The organism is Methylobacterium indicum (genome assembly GCF_001043895.1).
Lineage (GTDB): Bacteria > Pseudomonadota > Alphaproteobacteria > Rhizobiales > Beijerinckiaceae > Methylobacterium > Methylobacterium indicum.
On the sequence record NZ_JTHF01000081.1, the window covers coordinates 29,940 to 46,051 of the forward strand.

Below are 16,112 nucleotides of genomic sequence, written 5' to 3' on the forward strand. Positions count from 1 at the left end.
GCGGTCACGATGACACACCCTTCCAAACCTCTGGACACTCTCGACCATACCCACGATCCCGCCTTGCGGTCCTGGGTTCCTGGTACCGCCGGCCACGCGGACTTCCCGATCCAGAACTTGCCGCTCGGCATCTTCTCGCCGCCGCAAGGCACGCCGCGGGCCGGCGTCGCGATTGGCGATTCCATCCTGGATCTGCCGGCTCTGCTCTCCGCGAACCTGCTCTCGGGCGCGGCCGGAGCAGCGGCCGAGGCCGCCACGGGCACTGGCCTCAACGCGCTGCTCGCGCTCGGCGCCGCGCCGCGCCGCGCCCTGCGCGCAGCCCTCTCCGAGCTGCTCAGCGAGGGCTGTACCGAACGCGGCAGGATCGCTCCGCTCCTGCACGAGGCGGCCGCCTGCACACTGCATCTGCCAGCGCAGATCGGCGACTACACCGACTTCTACGTCGGCATCCACCATGCCGAGAACATCGGCAAGCAGTTCCGGCCCGACAACCCACTTCTGCCGAACTACAAGCACGTGCCGATCGGTTACCACGGTCGCGCCTCATCGATCCGGCCTTCCGGCACACCGGTGCGCCGGCCGCATGGACAGTCCAGGGCGCCGGACGCGGCAGAGCCGTCCTTCGGGCCGTCGCAGCGGCTCGACCTTGAACTCGAGCTCGGCGTCTGGATTGGGCCCGGCAACGAGCTCGGCACGCCGATCCCGATCGGAGAGGCGCAGGACCATATCGCGGGCTACTGCCTGCTCAACGACTGGTCGGCCCGCGACATCCAGGCTTGGGAATACCAGCCCCTCGGCCCCTTCCTTGCCAAGAACTTCGCCTCGACGATCTCGCCATGGATCGTCACCCCGGAGGCGCTGGCGCCGTTCCGCGTGCCGCAGGCGGCTCGGCCTGCGGGCGATCCGACGCCCCTGCCTTACCTCCTCGACGCCGCCGACCAGCGCGGTGGCGCCTTCGACATCAGTCTCGACGTGCTCCTGATGACGCCGGGCCTGCGCGCGGCCGGCCTCGCCCCGCACCGGATTTCGACCTCGAACACCCGGCACATGTACTGGACCATGGCTCAGATGGTGGCCCATCACGCCAGCGGTGGCTGCAATCTCCAGCCGGGCGACTTCCTCGGCACTGGGACGATCTCTGGGCCAGGCCGCGACGCCTGCGGCAGCCTTGTCGAAGCGACTCTTGGGGGCAAGGAGCCGATCCGGCTCGCCTCAGGGGAGGAGCGCCGTTTCCTGGAGGATGGCGATGAGATCATCCTGCGGGCCCGCGGCGTGCGCGAAGGCTTTGCGACTGTCGGGTTCGGCGAGTGTCGCGCGGTCATCCTCGGAGCGGTCGCATGAGGCTCTACAGCTACTGGCGTTCGACCTCGTCCTATCGCCTGCGCAGCGCGCTGGCGTTGAAGGGCCTAACGCCCGACCAGGTGCCGGTCCATCTCGTGCGCAACGGCGGCGAGCATCGCAGCAAGGCCTACCGGCGGATCAACCCGCAGGGACGCGTGCCGAGTCTCGTCCTCGACGACGGGAGCGTGCTGATCCAGTCCCCGGCGATCATCGAGTACCTGGAGGAGGTCTACCCGGACCCGCCGCTCCTACCGGCTGATCCGGTCGCGCGGGTCCGGGTGCGGGCGGCGGCGGCGATCATCGGCTGCGACATCCATCCGCTTCACAATGTCGGGCCGCTCAACCACTTGCGGCGCGACCTCGGCCGCTCCGACGAGGACGTAGCGGCCTGGATCGGGCACTGGATCTCCGAGGGTTTCGCAGCGATCGAGGCGCTGATCGGCGACGACGGCTTCTGCTTCGGCCCAGAGCCCGGGCTCGCCGACGTGTACCTGGTCCCACAGGTCTACGCCGCCCGGCGCTTCGCGGTTTCCTTAGACCCATTCCCGAGGATCGCGCGCGCGGTCGCGCTTGGCGAGGCGCATCCCGCTTTCCAGGCGGCTCATCCCTCGCGGCAGCCTGACGCCGAATGAAAAGCGGGGCAATGGTCAGAGCGAGCCGCTACTACTGGGCCTGAGCTTCGAGCCGGGCATGTTGCACGGATACCTGGGCGTCCCGCTGCTCGGCCAAACGGTGATCCTCCGCCGGAACCCGGCTCGCCAGCCCGCGCGGCGCAGCTTCCTCGACCCACATGAGCAAAGCCGAAATCCGCATTGCGACGCAATCAACCGAATTTCGTACAAGACGCTCCTATCGCGGCCGACGCGGGTTATCGTCTACGACCTGCTGGTAGGCGCCGAGGTCCAGAAAGGCTTCCCCATTGGCGACGACACCGTCCTTCATGCGGAGGATCCAGACGTACTGGTTTCGGTACGGATGCCCGGCGGTCGTCGTAGCGCTCGCCTCGAAGCGGACGATGACCGTGTCCGCGATCGCCCAGATGTGGTGAACCTGCGGAACGATTGGCGTCGCGAGACGGCTCAACAGCGGTCCAGACGCCCGCTCGGAGAAGTCCGTCAGACCTCTATAGGTGCCGGCCACCGGGCCCGAGCCCGGGATCGTCCAGACGACGTCCGGGGCGAGCAGCGTCGGGAAGATGCTGGCGCCTGCGGCCCACCGCTGAAAAGCCTCGCGCACGGTGGTTTCGTTACGCTTCGCGACGGGCGTGTCGGACGAGGCTCTGGAGACGAGCATGGGCGTGACGCTCAGCGCGACGGCCGCCGCGAGAGCGAGCCGCCGGACAGGGAGTGCGAGCCGGAACATCGGGGTTGTCGTCATCGTCGATCTCCGTGAGGGGAGGATAGCAGGGCGCTCAGGGGGCGACCTTGCGTTGGGGCACGTGCCTATGGCGGCGGCGTCTATCGAGCCGGTAATGCGAGAGGTGCTTGCTCCCGACGGCGCAGCACCATGCCGCCATGGTGGAGCGTGTTGGCATCGACGAAGACACCGTCGGCCGTGAAGCCGGTATCGTCCCAGCACTCGATACGGGTGCCGCTCACCTCGTAGCGCCCGCGATAGGCGCCTTCGCGCGTGCCACGCGCCTCGATGTAGCGGCCGCTCGGAAGCAGTTCATGGCGAACCCGGGCATCGTCGGTGATCCACAGGCCAGCATATGGGTGCGCAGTCGTCGCCACCACGGTCTCCGCACGCGCGAGGGTTCCGAGAGATCCAATGAGGCTCGTCGCTGCGACCAGGACGATCACTCGCACTAGTGCGGCGCCTTCGTCGGACGAACAACTATCTCGTTGACGTCGACGTCGTCGGGCTGTTCCAGTGCGTAGCGCACCGCCCGACCGATAGCGTCGGGTTGGAGAGCGATGGCGCGATAAACCTTCATGGCTTCTGCCGCCGCCGGATCGGTGATCGTGTCAGCCAGCTCACTCTCCACCACGCCCGGATGGATGCAAGTGACCCGGATATCGCCGCGCTCCTGGCGCAGGCCATCCGAGATCGCACGCACTGCGAACTTCGTCGCGCAATACACAGCGGCGGTAGGCGACACGGCGAGCGCGCCGATCGAGGCGATGTTCACGACATGGCCCGAGCCGCGGGCAGTCATCTCCGGGAGAACTGCGGCGATCCCGTAGAGGACGCCCTTGACGTTCACGTCGATCATGCGGTCCCACTCGTCAACCTTGAGCGATGCCATAAGCGACAGCGGCATCACGCCCGCGTTGTTGACGATGGCGTCGACCTGCCCGAACTCTCGCCGGGCGGCATCGGCGAAGCCTGCGACGTCGCCCCGTTCCGTCACGTCCAGGCGCCGCGTGCTGACGGAGCCTCCCGCGCGCCGGAGCTCCTCGGCGAGAGCCTCGAGGCGGTCGGTGCGGCGCGCTCCGAGCATCAGCCGGGCGCCGGCGGCGGCGAGTTCCCGGGCGATGCCGACGCCGATGCCGCTCGATGCCCCCGTCACCAGTACCGTCTTGTTCAAGGACATCCTGAACCTCCTCGTCAGTTCGACCGATGCGCGAAGCCCGTTCGCCTGCTCCGGATCGTGACGAGGAGGGTGAGTGATGCGCGCCGTCGTCGATAGCTGGCTCTTGCACGACAATTTGGTTAGAATGGCTTAACAATGATACCCGACCTGAATGCGCTCGCAACTTTCATCCTCGTTGTCGAGGAACGTAGCTTCCGTGCGGCGGCGGATCGCCTGGGCGTTACTCGCTCGGCGGTGAGCCAGACGATCCGCCGCCTGGAGGACGCCATGGGCGTCGCGCTCGTCCAGCGGACCACCCGGAGCGTGGGCCTCACGGAAGCCGGCGAACTGCTCCACGCGGAGATCGCACCATCTCTTGGCAACATTCGGGCCGCGTTGGGGACGATCCGCCACCTCGGGGCCGGGCCTCGTGGTCAGCTGCGCCTCGTCGTGTCGTCCATTGCGGAGGGCTTCCTGTCGGGCCCTCTCCTCGTCGGCTTCGCCGAGGCTTGCCCCGACGTCCAACTCGACGTGCTCGTGAGCGACGAGGAGATCGATATCATTGCGCACGGCTACGACGCCGGTGTGCGCCTTGGCGAGGTGATTGAGGGGGACATGATCGCGCTACCGGTCTCGGACGACCAGCGGCAGCTCGCCGTTTGCGCGCCCAGTTACCTGGCGCAGCAGGGCGCGCCAACCCATCCGCGCGATCTCGCTACGCATCGCTGCATCGGATGGCGGCCGGCACCGCGTGCAGCGGCGTTCCGCTGGGAATTTACGGAAGCCGGGCGGGACTTCGTGGTCGACGTCGAGCCTGAGGTGACGACCAACGACATGGCCCTCATGATCCGCATGGCCGTTGCGGGTGGCGGCATCACGTTCGGCTTGGAAGAGTCTTTTCGGCCATGGATCGAACGGGGCGAACTCGTCCCGTTACTGGAAGCGTTCAGCCCGTTCTTTCCGGGGTTCTTCCTGTACTATCCCAGCCGGCGAAACGTGGCCCCGAAGCTGCGCGCCCTTTTGGATCATATCCGCAGGCACCGAAGGTATCGATCCTGATCGTCGGGGATCGCTCACCGAAAGAGGAGGGGGAGGTATCCGACATTAGGCTCGAGGATCTCGTCGCCGCAAATCTGATCTTTGGGGGCTGCGGTAGGGCCCGCTTTGCGTCTGGATCGCGCGCAGGACAGCACGTCCGCTCACGGCAGGCTGGTCAAATCCCGCTCCCCACCCCATGCGGACCATCAGCCCTGCTGCTTTGGATGTCCGCTGTGAAGGAGGAAGCCCTTGCGGCGGTATTGGACAACGCCGTCACGTCCGAATTCGGGCCCGGAAACCATTGTCCCACTCGAAATCGGATCACGCTTCCGACCTCACGCCCCGGCCAAGTGGCGGCCGGCGAGCCAGCCGAAGGTGAGGGCAGGTCCCAGCGTGATGCCGGGCCCCGGATAGGTGCCGCCCATGACCGAGTTCATGTCGTTGCCCGCGGCGTAGAGGCCGGGGATCGGCGCGCCGTCGCGGTCGAGCACGCGGGCGTTCTCGTCGGTCACGATCCCGCCGGCGGTGCCGATGTCGCCGGGATAGACCCGCACGGCGTAGAACGGCGCGGTCTCGACCGTGCCGAGACAAGGGTTGCCGTCCTTGACCGTCGGGTCGCCGAGATAGCGGTTGTAGGCGTCGCCGCCCTTGCCGAACGCCGCGTCGCGCCCCTCCCGCGCGCCGCGGTTGAACGCCGCGACGGTCTCGGCGAGGACGGTGCCGTCGAGGCCGAGCTGGCGCGCGAGATCGTCGAGGGTGCGGCCCTCGACGAGGTAGCCGGCCTTCACGAGCTTGCGGAACGGGCGCCCGCCGGGCAGCGCGAGGCCGAGGCCCCAGCGCCGGAGGAAATCCGCATCGCAGATCAGGAAGGCCGGGATGCTCGGCACGCTCCGGTGGCTCTCGTGCATGGCGAGGCCGAACTCGTGGTACGAGGTCGACTCGTTGACGAAGCGCTTGGCCGCGCCGTTGACCCCGATCAGGCCGGGCTTCGCCCGCTCCCAGACGAGGTGGGGATAGCGCAGCACCGTGCCGTCGGGCTTCTCGAGGAGCGAGACCGGCGCGTGGAAGACGTTCGCGGCGTTCTCGCCCCGCACGACCGCGCCGGCGGCCTCGCCGAGGCGCAGCCCGTCGCCGGTGTTGCCGGCCGGCGCCATCGACCAGGGACCGACCGGATGCGGCAGCAGGGCGGCGCGGCGCTCCGGATCGTGCGGGAAGCCGCCGGTGGCGAGCACGACGCCGCGCCGGGCGCGGATCGCGACCTCGCGCCCCTCGCGCGCGACCACGAGGCCGACGACGCGCCCGCCCTCGACGAGGAGGCGCCGCGCCGGGCTGTCGAGCCAGACCGGAATCCCGCGATCGAGGACGCTCCGGTAGAGCCGCGCCGCGAGCGCGTTGCCGAGGACGAGGCGGGTGCCGCGGTGGTGGCGCAGGCGGTCGGCGGCGTAGCGGGCGACGAGCGTCATCCCGTGCTTCCACGAGGCCAGCGAGCGGGTCACGCCGAGGAGATGGTAGACGTCCGTCATCGTCACCATCATGCCGCCGAGCACCGTGAACTCGGGCAGCGGGTCGCGCAGGGTGGCGAAATGGGCCCCGAGCCGCCGGCCGTCGAAGGCCAGCGGGTCCATCGCGCGCCCGCCCATCGAGGCGCCCTCGGTATCGGGGTAGTAGTCCGGCGAAGAGGTCCGCGCCGCGAGCCGCAATTCGGTGTGCCGCTCGAGATAGTCGAGCATCCTCGGCCCGGCCTCGAGATAGGCAAGCTTCATCGCATCGCTCGACCAGTTGCCGACGATGCGGTCGAGGTAGAGCTTCGCCCGCTCCAGCGTGTCGGGATGGCCGGCCGCCGCGCCGCGGTCGGTGTTCGGGATCCAGACCGCCCCGCCCGAGACGGCGGTCGAGCCGCCGACCTTGTCGGTCTTCTCGACGATGATCACCGAGAGCCCCTCGATCGCGGCGGTGAGCGCGGCGCTCATGCCACCGGCGCCGGCGCCGACGCAGATCACGTCGGTCTCGACATCGAAGGTCGCCGGGAGGGCGTCGGCTGGCGGCCCGCTCACAGCGCGTCGCCCCGGCGCGAGTAGTTGGTGACGCTCCAGCCGCCGTCGATCGCCAGCACGTGGCCGCTGATATAGGCGGCTTCCTCCGAGCACAGGAAGTAAATCGCGTTGGCGACGTCCTCCGGCCGGCCGAGGCGCGGGAAGGGGATCGGGTCGATGTTGAGCGCCTGGAAGCGCGCATCCGTGTCGATGCGCTCGCGCGTGAGCGCGGTCTCGATCACCCCGGGCGCGACGGCGTTCACGCGGATCCCCTTCGGCCCGTAATCGGCCGCCATCTGGTGGGTCAGACCGACGACCGCGGCCTTGGTGGCGGCGTAGGGCGCGACCCGCGGATGGCCGAACAGCCCGAACACCGAGGCGAGGTTGACGATCGCCCCCCGGCCCGGCGCCAGGTGCGGCAGCGCCTCGCGCGAGAAGCGGAACAAAGCCCGCAGGTTGATGTCGACGTAGCGGTCCCACTCCGCGTCGCTCGTCTGGTCCGCCGCCTTGGCGTTGCCGATGCCGGCATTGTTCACGAGCCAGTCGAGACGGCCGAACTGCGCGAGCGCCGCGGCGACGGCGGCGCTCGGCGCGTCGTCGGCGGTGACGTCCTTGACGAGGAGCGCGACCGCCTCGGACTCGCCTGCCAGGCGGCTCGTCTCCGTCAGGCCCGCCTCGTTGAGATCGACGGCGAGCACCCGCGCACCCGCACGCACGAAGCGCAGGGTGGTGGCGCGGCCGATCCCGGAGCCGGCACCGGTGACGAGGGCGACGAAGGGTTCGGTCATGGCGCGGGCTCCCGGGGTGGTCAGACGGCGGTGCCGCCGAGCGACTTGCCGCCGTCGACGAACAGAACCTGGCCGGTGATGAAGTCGGTGCGGGGCGAGACCAGGAAGGACACGGCGTTGGCCACGTCCTCGGGCCGGCCGGCCCGGCCGGTCGGCTGGAGGGCGAGCTGGGCGGCGATCCGCTCCGGCGTCATCTGCTGGAGGAGCGGCGTGTCGATGAGGCCCGGCGCCACCGCGTTGACCAGGATGCCGCGCCGGATCACCTCCATGGCGAGCGCCCGGGTCAGGCTGACGACGGCCCCCTTCGAGGCGACATAGTCGACCTGGTTGAGCGCCCCGAGATAGGCCCGCGAGGCGATGTTGACGATCCGGGCGCCGGATTCCATCCGCGCGAGCGCCGCCTTCGCGAGGAGGAACGGCGCGATGGCGTTGACCTCGTAGGCGCGCCGGAAATCCTCGGGCGTCGTCGTGGCGATCGGCTTGTCGCGGAAGAAGCCCGCATTGTTGACGAGCGCCCGCAGCGGCGGGAGGTCGGCGACGAGCGCCGTCACCGCGGCCTCGTCGGTGACGTCGACCTGGCGCGCCTCGGCCGAGCGGTCCTGCGCGCGCAGCGCGTCGGCCACCGCCTCGGCGCGGGCGGCGTCGAGATCGGCCACGACCACGTGGAAGCCGTCCTCGGCCAGGCGCTCGGCGATCGCCCGCCCGATGCCGCTGCCGGCCCCCGTGACCAGGGCGGTGGGTCTGTCGCTCATGGTGGATCTCCTTGCGGATGCGCTCCCGGGCGATCAGGCGCCGAGATAGGCCGCGCGCAGGCTGTCGTCGGCGGCGAGCGCGGCGGAGGGGCCTTGCGCGACCACCTCGCCGTTCTCGAGGATGGTGGCGTGGTCCGAGACGGCGAGCGCCACGGCGGCGTTCTGCTCGACGATGAGGAGCGTCAGCTTCTCCTCGCGGTGCAGCCGCACGATGATGTCGAAGATCTGCTGCACCAGGAGCGGCGACAGGCCGAGCGACGGCTCGTCGAGCAGCAGGAGATGGGGGCGCGCCATCAGGGCGCGGGCGATCAGCAGCATCTGCTGCTCGCCGCCCGACATGGTGCCGGCCATCTGCCGGAAGCGCTTGGCGAGGATCGGGAAATAGCCGGTCATCACCTCGATGTCGCGGGCGATGCCGGCCTTGTCGCGCCTTCCGTGCGCGCCGATGACGAGGTTCTCGTGCACGCTCATGTCGCGGAAGATCTCGCGCCCCTCCGGCACCTGCGAGATGCCGGCGGCGACGATCGCGTCCGAGCCGAGGCCGCGCAGGGAGCGGCCGCGGAAGCGGACCTCGCCGCGTGTCGGCGCGACGATGCCTGAGATGACGTTGAGCGTCGTGGTCTTGCCCGCGCCGTTCGCGCCGAGAAGCGCGACGATCCCGCCCTCCGGCACGCGCAGGCTCACGCCCGACAGGGCCTCGATGCGGCCGTAGCCGGCCGAGACGTCGGCAAGCTCGAGGAGGTCAGCCATGCGCCGCCTCCCCGGATGCCGTCTCCTCGCGCGCCGCCTCGCCCGGCTGCGTCGTGCCGAGATAGGCCTCGATCACCCGGGGATCGCCGCGCACGCCGGCCGGCGTGCCCTCGGCGATCTTCTCGCCGAAGCTCAGGACGGTGATCGTGTCGGAGATCGACATGACGAGCTGCATCACGTGCTCCACCAGCAGCACCGTGATGCCGCGCTCCCGGTTCAGCCCGGTCAGGATCGCGTCGAGGCGCTCGATCTCGCGCGAGCGCAGGCCGGCGGCCGGCTCGTCGAGCAGCAGCAGCGTCGGCGACAGGGCGAGCGCGCGGGCGACCTCGAGGAGCTTCTGGCGCCCGAAATCGAGGCCGTTCGCCTTCGTCTCGCGGCAATCCTTCAGGCCCGTGCCCTCCAGGATCTCCTCCGCCCAGGCCCGGGTCCTGGGCGAGCCCGGCCGCAGGCGATCGATCAGGCGGGTCTCGTGGCGGGAATAGGCCCCGAGCATCACGTTCTCGAGCACGGTGAGCTCGTTGAAGAGCTCGAGGTTCTGGAACGTGCGGGCGATGCCGAGCCCCGCCATGGCGTGGGCGGGCAGCCCGGTGACGTCGCGCCCGTCGAAGCGGATGCGGCCGGCGCTCGGGCGGTAGATCCGCGACACGCAGTTGAACACGGTCGACTTGCCGGCGCCGTTGGGGCCGATCAGGGCGTGGATCGTGCCGCGCTTCACGGCCATCGACAGGCCGTTCACCGCCGTGAGGCCGCCGAAGCGCATCGTGAGGGCGTCGAGGCTGAGGAGATCGTCCATCGGGGTGCTCACCGCCGGCCGAGGCGCGCGAAGACGCCGCGCGGCGCGTACATCATCACGAGGATCAGGATGCCGCCGTAGATCATCTCCTGGTAGGACGGCACCTGGCGCAGCAGCTCCGAGACCAGCCCGAACACGACCGCGCCGCCGAGCGCCCCCGTCACCGAGCCGACGCCCCCGACCACGATCATCGTCAGGACCAGGATCGTGGTCTGGAAGCCGAGGCTGTCGGGGTGGATGAAGGTCGAGAAGGTGGTGAACAGGCCGCCCGCCGCCCCGGCGAGGAAGGCCGAGAGGGTGAAGGCCAGGAGCTTGGTGCGCCGCACGTCGATGCCGACGGCCGCCGCCGCGACCTCGGATTCCCGCACCGCCCGGAAGGCGCGGCCGAGGCCCGAGGCGTGCAGGCCCGCCACCAGGGCGACGAAGACCAGCGTCACCCCGGCGACGAGCGGGAAGGCGGCCTTGTCGGAGAGGATCGGGTGGCCGAACACCGAGGTCGGCGGGATCGCGAGCCCGTTCGGCCCGCCCGTCACCGAGGTCCAGTTGAGGAAGACCCACTGCATCGCCTCGCCGAAGGCGAAGGTCGACAGGGCCAGGTAGATGTCGCGCATGCGCAGGGACAGGACCCCGATGGCAAGCCCGCACAGGGCCGCGAGCAGGCCGCCGGCCAGGAGGGCGGCCCAGAACGGCAGTCCCAGCACACCCGCGCCGAGCGCCGCCGTGTAGATGCCGATGCCGTAGAAGGCCGCATGCGCTAGGGAGAACTGGCCGGCCTCGCCGATGACGACGTGGAGCCCGAGCGACAGCACCACGAAGACGAGGAGCAGGTTGCCGATATAGACGACGTAGCCGGTGGCGAGCGCCGGCAGCGCGACGCCGAGCCCGACGAGGAGGACCGCGACGGCGGCGAGGGTGCGCGCGCTCATACCTTCCTCACCCGGAGACGGCCGCCGAACAGACCCTGCGGCTTGAAGATCAGGACCAGCATGATGATCACGAACGGGGCGACGGTGATCGCCCGGGTCGAGACGAAGAGGCCGACGAGGTTCTCGGCGATGCCGATGATGAAGCCGCCGACCACCGCCCCCGGCAGGCTCGTGAACCCGCCGACGATCGCCGCCGCGAAGGCGAGGGTGACGACGCCCCCCATCTCGGCGGTCATCAGGAGCTTCGGGGCGATCAGGATCGCGGCGATCGCCGAGATGCCGCCGGAGAAGATCCAGACCAGCCGCTCGGTGCGGCCGAGATTGATGCCGACGAGCTGGGCGGCGCGCCGGTTCATGCCGACCGCCCGCATCGCCCGCCCGGTGCGGGTCAGGTTGAACACCGCGAAGAACGCCGCCATCACCGCCAGCGCAGTGACGAGGATCGCGAGGTCGAGGTAGCTCAGGGATGCCTGGCCGAGGGTGACCGACCCATCGGGCACGACCGAGGGGAAGGAGCGCGGCGTGTCGCCGAAGCCCGTGGCGCGCACCGCGCCCTTGAGCACGTAGGACAGGCCCAGCGTCGCGATGACGAGGTTGACCGAGACCCCGCGCGCCGCCGCGACCCGCCGCAGCACCACCCGCTGGAACAGGCCGGAGGCGGCGGCGATCAGGGCCACCATCGCGGGTGCCGCCGCCCAGAGCGGCAGCCCGACGATCGCGATCAGGAAGAACGCCAGGTAGGCCGCCGCCATGTAGAACTCGCCCTCGGCGAAGTTCGCCACGTCGGTCGTGCGGAACACGATCACCAGGGCGAGCGCCAGCAGGGCGTAGACCGAGCCGGTCACCAGACCGGAGGCGATGCCCTGCTGGAGGAACAGGAAGACGATGTCGGAATCCATGGTCTGGCGATCACTGGCCCGAGATGAAGGGTCGAAGGTTATTAGGCCAAGAATAGCGGCCCGAGATTACTGGCTCTGATAGGTCCAGCGGCTGGCGAAGCTACCAGGCACCGCCGTCAGCCCCTCTCCGTCGAACTTGAAGTAGGTCGACGCCTTCTGGGCGGCGTGCTCGGTCTTCGTCAGTACGATCGGCCCGGCCATGACGCCGCTGTCGAAATCGGTGCGGTCAAGGGCCTCGATCACCTTGGCGCGGGTCGGGTTCGGTCCGGCGGCCTGGAGCGCCTTCACCACGGTCATCGCCGAGGGGATGCCGTAGGGCATGTAGACCTGCGGGTGGTCGGGCTTGCCGGCGAGGTCGGGATAGTTCGCCTTGTAGAGGTCGTAGATCCAGGACAGCTTCTCCGAGCCGGGCTTGGCCGATAGCACCTCCTCGATATAGACGTTGCGGAAGGCGTCCTTCGAGCCGACGTTGTCGGCGAGCTGCTTCAGGTTGGCGATAGCGTTCACCGCGATGACGATCGGCTTGTTGAAGCCGAGCTCCTGCGCCTTCTTGAGGATCAGTTGGGCCGGCCGGGCGTAGGTGGCAATTACCAGGGCGTCGGCGCCCGAGGCACGCATCTTCAGGACCGGGGCGGTGACGTCGGTGATCGACGGGCTCACCGACTCGGGCACCAAGGTGACGCCGTTGTCCTTGGCCTGGAAGCGGGCGCCCTCCAGGTTCCAGGCGCCGTAGGCGTCGTCGTGGTTGATGTAGGCGATCTTCTTCGCCTTCAGCTCCTTGCTGGCGAACTCGACGACCGAGCCGCCCATCGCGCGCTGCGAGATCGAGAAGGCGCCGTAGATGTTGGGCTGCGGCGGGTAGAGCGCGCCGTCGCCCGAGGCGTTGAGCATCACCCACGGCACGCCCGCGCGCACGACGTAGTCCTTGGCGGCGACGACCGGCGCGGAGCACGATCCGCCGTTGAGCAGGAACACGCCGTCCTGCTCGACGAGCTTCTTGACCGCCGCGACGACGTCGTTGGCGTTGCAGCGGTCGTCCTCCTGGACGATCACGATCTTGCGTCCGTGGATGCCGCCTTCCTTGTTGATCTTGTCGTAGTACATCCGGGCGGCGTTCATGACGTCGAAGCCGTAGGCCATCGAGGCGCCCGAGAGCGGGCCGAACATCCCGATCTTGATGCTCGTCGGCGTCAGCCCGGGCTCGTCCGCCCGGGCCGGGGCGGCCAGGCCTGCGAGCGCCGCCACGGCGAGCGCGATCCGGCTCAGACTGTGCTTCGTCACCGCTTCCTCCCGTCTCATGTCGTCTTTGTTTTTTCGTGATTTGGTGTCGGCGTGACCCGATCTACTGCATCCGGTAGCCGCCGTTCACGTCGAGCGTGGTCCCGGTCAGGTAGGCGGAGGCCGGCGAGGCCAGGAACGCCACGGCCTCGGCGACGTCGCGGGGCTGGCCGAGGCGGCCGAGCGGCACGTTGGCTGTGGAGGCCGGCGTCGTGCCGGCTCCGCCGGCGGCGAGCCGCATCATGTCGGTGTCGATCAGCCCCGGGGCGACCGCGTTCGCGGTGATGCCGAGCGGCGCGCCCTCCCGGGCGACCGCCTTGGTGAGGCCCAGGATGGCGGCCTTGGCGGCGATGTAGGCGGCGCTGGCGTTGTAGCCGCCGAGCTGGGCCGCCACCGACGAGAAGGTCACGACCCGCCCGTGCGGGACCGGCCGCTTCTGGCGCCGCCGCAGGAAGGCGCGGGCGCACAGGAAGGTCCCGGTGGCGTTCACCCCCAGCATGTCGTGCCAGTTGGCCAGCGAGGTTTCGGCGATGAGCGGCCGGCGCCCCTCGTGCAGGAGGAGCTTGCCGGCATTGCAGACCAGGACCGCGACCGGCCCGAGATCGTCCTCGACCGCGGCGAACAGCGCCTCGACAGAGGCCTCGTCGGCCACGTCCACCGTGTAGCCGGCATGGCCCGGGCCGGGCAGGCCGGCGGCGCTGCGGCGGGCGGACTCCGCGTCGATATCCGCGGCAGCGACGGTCAGGCCGGCCTCCGCGAGGACGCGGCAGACTTCCTGCCCGATGCCGCGGCCCCCTCCCGTCACGAGCGCGATGCGGTTCACGGCCGTTTCCTCCTCGGTTCTTGTTAGGTCGAACTTGGATACATGAATCCCTGTTGTCAAGGAAAAATTACTCTTTCAGAGCGTCAAAAGCGGGTCTATGTATCCATGATGCGAACGCGATCTCAGGACGTGACGGAGATCCTGCGCGGCTGGATCCTCGACGGGACCCTGCCGGCGGGCGAGCGGCTGGAGGAGGTGCCCCTGGCCGATCGTCTGGGCGTCTCGCGCACGCCCCTGCGGGCGGCCCTGACCCTGCTGGCGACCGAGCGCCTGCTCGATTACCAGCCCAAGCGCGGCTACGTCGTGCGGCGGTTCGGGGCCGAGGACGTGTTCGCCGCCTATGAGGTCCGCGCCTCGATCGAGGGGCTGGCCTGCCGGCTGGCCGCGGCGAACGGCGTTCCGGACGCGGTCGCCGCGGCCCTGCGCGCCTGCCTGGAGGAGGGCGACCGCATCCTCGCGGGCGGCGCGCTGGCGGATGGCGACCTGCAGCCCTACCAGGCGATGAACGAGCGCTTCCACGACGCGATTATCTCGCTCTCGCGCAATCCGTGGGTCGAGCGCTTCGTGCGTCAGACCCATTCGATCCCGTTCGTGTCCGGCCGGGTGATTCTCTGGCACGATTACGGGGTGATCCGGCGCTCGCACGACGACCACCACCGGATCCTGGCGGCGCTCCTCGCCCGCGACCCGGCCCGGGCCGAGGACCTGATGCGCGAGCACGTGTACTTCGCCGGCCTGTTCCTGCGCGACAATTTCGATCGCGTTCAACCCAAGCCCGGCGATGAGCCGGCCTGATCCGATCACCGGAGAAACGTCCCCGATGAAGATCTACTACTCCCCCGCCTCGCCCTACGTCCGGAAGGTCATGGTGGTGGCCCACGAGCTCGGCCTTGCCGACCGGATCGAGCGCCTGCCGAGCGCCGCTGGTCCGGTCCAGCGCGACGCGACGATCCGGCAGCACAACCCGATCGGTCAGGTCCCGACCTTCTTCACAGATGACGGCACCGTCCTGTACGACAGCCGAGTGATCTGCGAGTACCTCGACGATCTCGGCGGCGGCCGCTTCTTCGGAACGGGCACGGAGCGCTGGCGCAACCTGACTGACGCGGCCCTGGGAGACGGCCTGCTCGGGGCCGCCCTGCTTGCACGCTACGAAGCGGTGCTCCGGCCAGAGAGCCTGCGCTGGGCCGACTGGAGCCGCGGTCAGATCGAGAAGGTGACAGACGCGATCGACAGCATGGAGAGGATGGACCTCGGCTCGCGCCTCGACATCGGCACGGTCACCTTTGGGTGCGGTCTCGGCTACCTGGATTTTCGCTTCCCCGATCTGGACTGGCGCAGCGGTCGTCCGCGCGTGGCGTCATGGTATGCCGATTTTGCGCAGCGCCCCTCGATGACGGCGACCGCGCCCGCGGGCTGAAGACAGGGCACGGCTGCTCAGCCGCCCTTCGACGGCGCGGTCAGCCGGACCGGGCTCCGGCCGCCGCATCGCCCATGGCGGGGAGGCACGATCGCAACCGGTCCTAGCGCCCCTCCCGGGAAAGTCCGAAAAAGCCAATAGCTCAATGATTACACCGCATGGCGCGCCCTACGGGATTGAGGCACGTCACCATAGAACATTGTTTTTTGAGCGTTTTCATGGTTGCCTGTACCAGCAATGTAGCACACTTCTGTGGCGACGGTGTATCATGATCTCGTGACGCGGCACGCTGTCGTGGACGCTTGATTGTTGCTGTCGGGCGACGAATTTCGCCTCAATCTCCCTGGGGTATATACGCGGGCTTCGCTCGCAAAGCCTTTGCGAGTTGGAAACGGGAAGTCCGCGACCGTGGTGACGTGATCCATCGCCTGGTGGAGGCTGTTTGGCACACCGCAACCAACCTGTCCTGCCTGATGCGGTTGTCAGCTGAATTCGACGCTGTCGCACCGACCGGCATGATCGCTGATGATATAGCGGCGTTGTCGGCGCCAGCCCGCACTTCCGCAACTGTGGTGATGACTGTGCGAGCCGAGGGTCGGGCTCGATAGGGCGAGGTTGGCGCTCACCCCGGCCCGAACCGCCGGTCCTGACCCAAAGCGGCGCCTCGCAAACTATGGCAGCAATGTCCGGTCACGACGATTTTCCGGACATTTAATCTCATGATATGGCTTTCTGAGAGCCTGTTTGACTGATTGC

Annotated in this window: 17 protein-coding genes; 5 read left to right on the top strand and 12 right to left on the bottom strand. The window is 69.1% G+C overall.

The window, feature by feature from the left end:
* Positions 1–9 precede the first annotated feature (9 nt).
* The gene (gene fahA, locus QR78_RS10130) at positions 10–1,341 is read left to right on the top strand and encodes a fumarylacetoacetase (RefSeq protein ID WP_048427391.1); all 1,332 of its coding nucleotides are present in this window, start codon (positions 10–12) and stop codon (positions 1,339–1,341) included.
* Positions 1,338–1,973, top strand: coding sequence for a maleylacetoacetate isomerase (gene maiA, locus QR78_RS10135; RefSeq protein WP_048427392.1), 636 nt, complete (start codon positions 1,338–1,340; stop codon positions 1,971–1,973). The genes fahA and maiA overlap by 4 nt, the downstream gene beginning before the upstream one ends.
* Before the next feature lie 217 nt (positions 1,974–2,190).
* Here maiA and QR78_RS10140 read toward each other — a convergent pair whose 3' ends face one another.
* The 3 genes from QR78_RS10140 to QR78_RS10150 form a co-directional block, all read right to left on the bottom strand.
* The gene (locus QR78_RS10140; RefSeq protein ID WP_048427393.1) at positions 2,191–2,718 is read right to left on the bottom strand and encodes a nuclear transport factor 2 family protein; all 528 of its coding nucleotides are present in this window, start codon (positions 2,716–2,718) and stop codon (positions 2,191–2,193) included.
* 80 nt (positions 2,719–2,798) lie between these two features.
* On the bottom strand, positions 2,799–3,113 hold the full coding sequence (locus QR78_RS10145) for an Atu4866 domain-containing protein (protein ID WP_048427408.1): 315 nt from the start codon (positions 3,111–3,113) through the stop codon (positions 2,799–2,801).
* Positions 3,114–3,148: 35 nt separating this feature from the next.
* Positions 3,149–3,877, bottom strand: coding sequence for an SDR family oxidoreductase (locus QR78_RS10150; RefSeq protein WP_048427394.1), 729 nt, complete (start codon positions 3,875–3,877; stop codon positions 3,149–3,151).
* 135 nt (positions 3,878–4,012) lie between these two features.
* Here QR78_RS10150 and QR78_RS10155 point away from each other — a divergent pair, with 135 nt between their 5' ends.
* The gene (locus QR78_RS10155) at positions 4,013–4,915 is read left to right on the top strand and encodes a LysR family transcriptional regulator (RefSeq protein WP_048427395.1); all 903 of its coding nucleotides are present in this window, start codon (positions 4,013–4,015) and stop codon (positions 4,913–4,915) included.
* 314 nt (positions 4,916–5,229) lie between these two features.
* Here QR78_RS10155 and QR78_RS10160 read toward each other — a convergent pair whose 3' ends face one another.
* From QR78_RS10160 to QR78_RS10200, 9 genes are all read right to left on the bottom strand, one after another.
* Complete coding sequence (locus tag QR78_RS10160) at positions 5,230–6,948, bottom strand: FAD-dependent oxidoreductase (RefSeq protein ID WP_048427396.1); 1,719 nt, start codon at positions 6,946–6,948, stop codon at positions 5,230–5,232.
* Positions 6,945–7,715 carry an SDR family NAD(P)-dependent oxidoreductase gene (locus QR78_RS10165; protein WP_048427397.1) on the bottom strand — a complete coding sequence of 257 codons (771 nt, stop codon included), beginning with the start codon at positions 7,713–7,715 and terminating at the stop codon, positions 6,945–6,947. The genes QR78_RS10160 and QR78_RS10165 overlap by 4 nt, the downstream gene beginning before the upstream one ends.
* A gap of 20 nt (positions 7,716–7,735) precedes the next feature.
* The gene (locus QR78_RS10170; protein WP_048427398.1) at positions 7,736–8,467 is read right to left on the bottom strand and encodes an SDR family NAD(P)-dependent oxidoreductase; all 732 of its coding nucleotides are present in this window, start codon (positions 8,465–8,467) and stop codon (positions 7,736–7,738) included.
* 33 nt (positions 8,468–8,500) lie between these two features.
* Positions 8,501–9,217, bottom strand: a complete 717-nt coding sequence (locus QR78_RS10175) for an ABC transporter ATP-binding protein (RefSeq protein WP_048427399.1) — start codon at positions 9,215–9,217, stop codon at positions 8,501–8,503.
* Positions 9,210–10,010: an ABC transporter ATP-binding protein gene (locus QR78_RS10180; protein WP_082171553.1), complete on the bottom strand. Its 801-nt coding sequence runs from the start codon at positions 10,008–10,010 to the stop codon at positions 9,210–9,212. Before QR78_RS10180 ends, QR78_RS10175 begins: the two co-directional genes overlap by 8 nt.
* An 8-nt stretch (positions 10,011–10,018) precedes the next feature.
* Positions 10,019–10,936, bottom strand: a complete 918-nt coding sequence (locus QR78_RS10185; protein WP_048427401.1) for a branched-chain amino acid ABC transporter permease — start codon at positions 10,934–10,936, stop codon at positions 10,019–10,021.
* Positions 10,933–11,835: a branched-chain amino acid ABC transporter permease gene (locus QR78_RS10190; protein ID WP_048427402.1), complete on the bottom strand. Its 903-nt coding sequence runs from the start codon at positions 11,833–11,835 to the stop codon at positions 10,933–10,935. The genes QR78_RS10185 and QR78_RS10190 overlap by 4 nt, the downstream gene beginning before the upstream one ends.
* Before the next feature lie 66 nt (positions 11,836–11,901).
* Positions 11,902–13,116 carry an ABC transporter substrate-binding protein gene (locus QR78_RS10195; protein WP_202972668.1) on the bottom strand — a complete coding sequence of 405 codons (1,215 nt, stop codon included), beginning with the start codon at positions 13,114–13,116 and terminating at the stop codon, positions 11,902–11,904.
* Positions 13,117–13,177: 61 nt separating this feature from the next.
* Positions 13,178–13,936: an SDR family NAD(P)-dependent oxidoreductase gene (locus tag QR78_RS10200; protein ID WP_053220862.1), complete on the bottom strand. Its 759-nt coding sequence runs from the start codon at positions 13,934–13,936 to the stop codon at positions 13,178–13,180.
* A 129-nt stretch (positions 13,937–14,065) separates the two neighbouring features.
* Between QR78_RS10200 and QR78_RS10205 the strand changes: the two genes are divergently transcribed.
* Both QR78_RS10205 and QR78_RS10210 read left to right on the top strand, forming a co-directional pair.
* Positions 14,066–14,731, top strand: coding sequence for a GntR family transcriptional regulator (locus QR78_RS10205; RefSeq protein ID WP_202972667.1), 666 nt, complete (start codon positions 14,066–14,068; stop codon positions 14,729–14,731).
* 25 nt (positions 14,732–14,756) lie between these two features.
* A complete protein-coding gene (locus tag QR78_RS10210; RefSeq protein WP_048427404.1) occupies positions 14,757–15,356 on the top strand; it encodes a glutathione S-transferase in 600 nt (199 codons plus the stop codon).
* Positions 15,357–16,112: the final 756 nt, after the last annotated feature.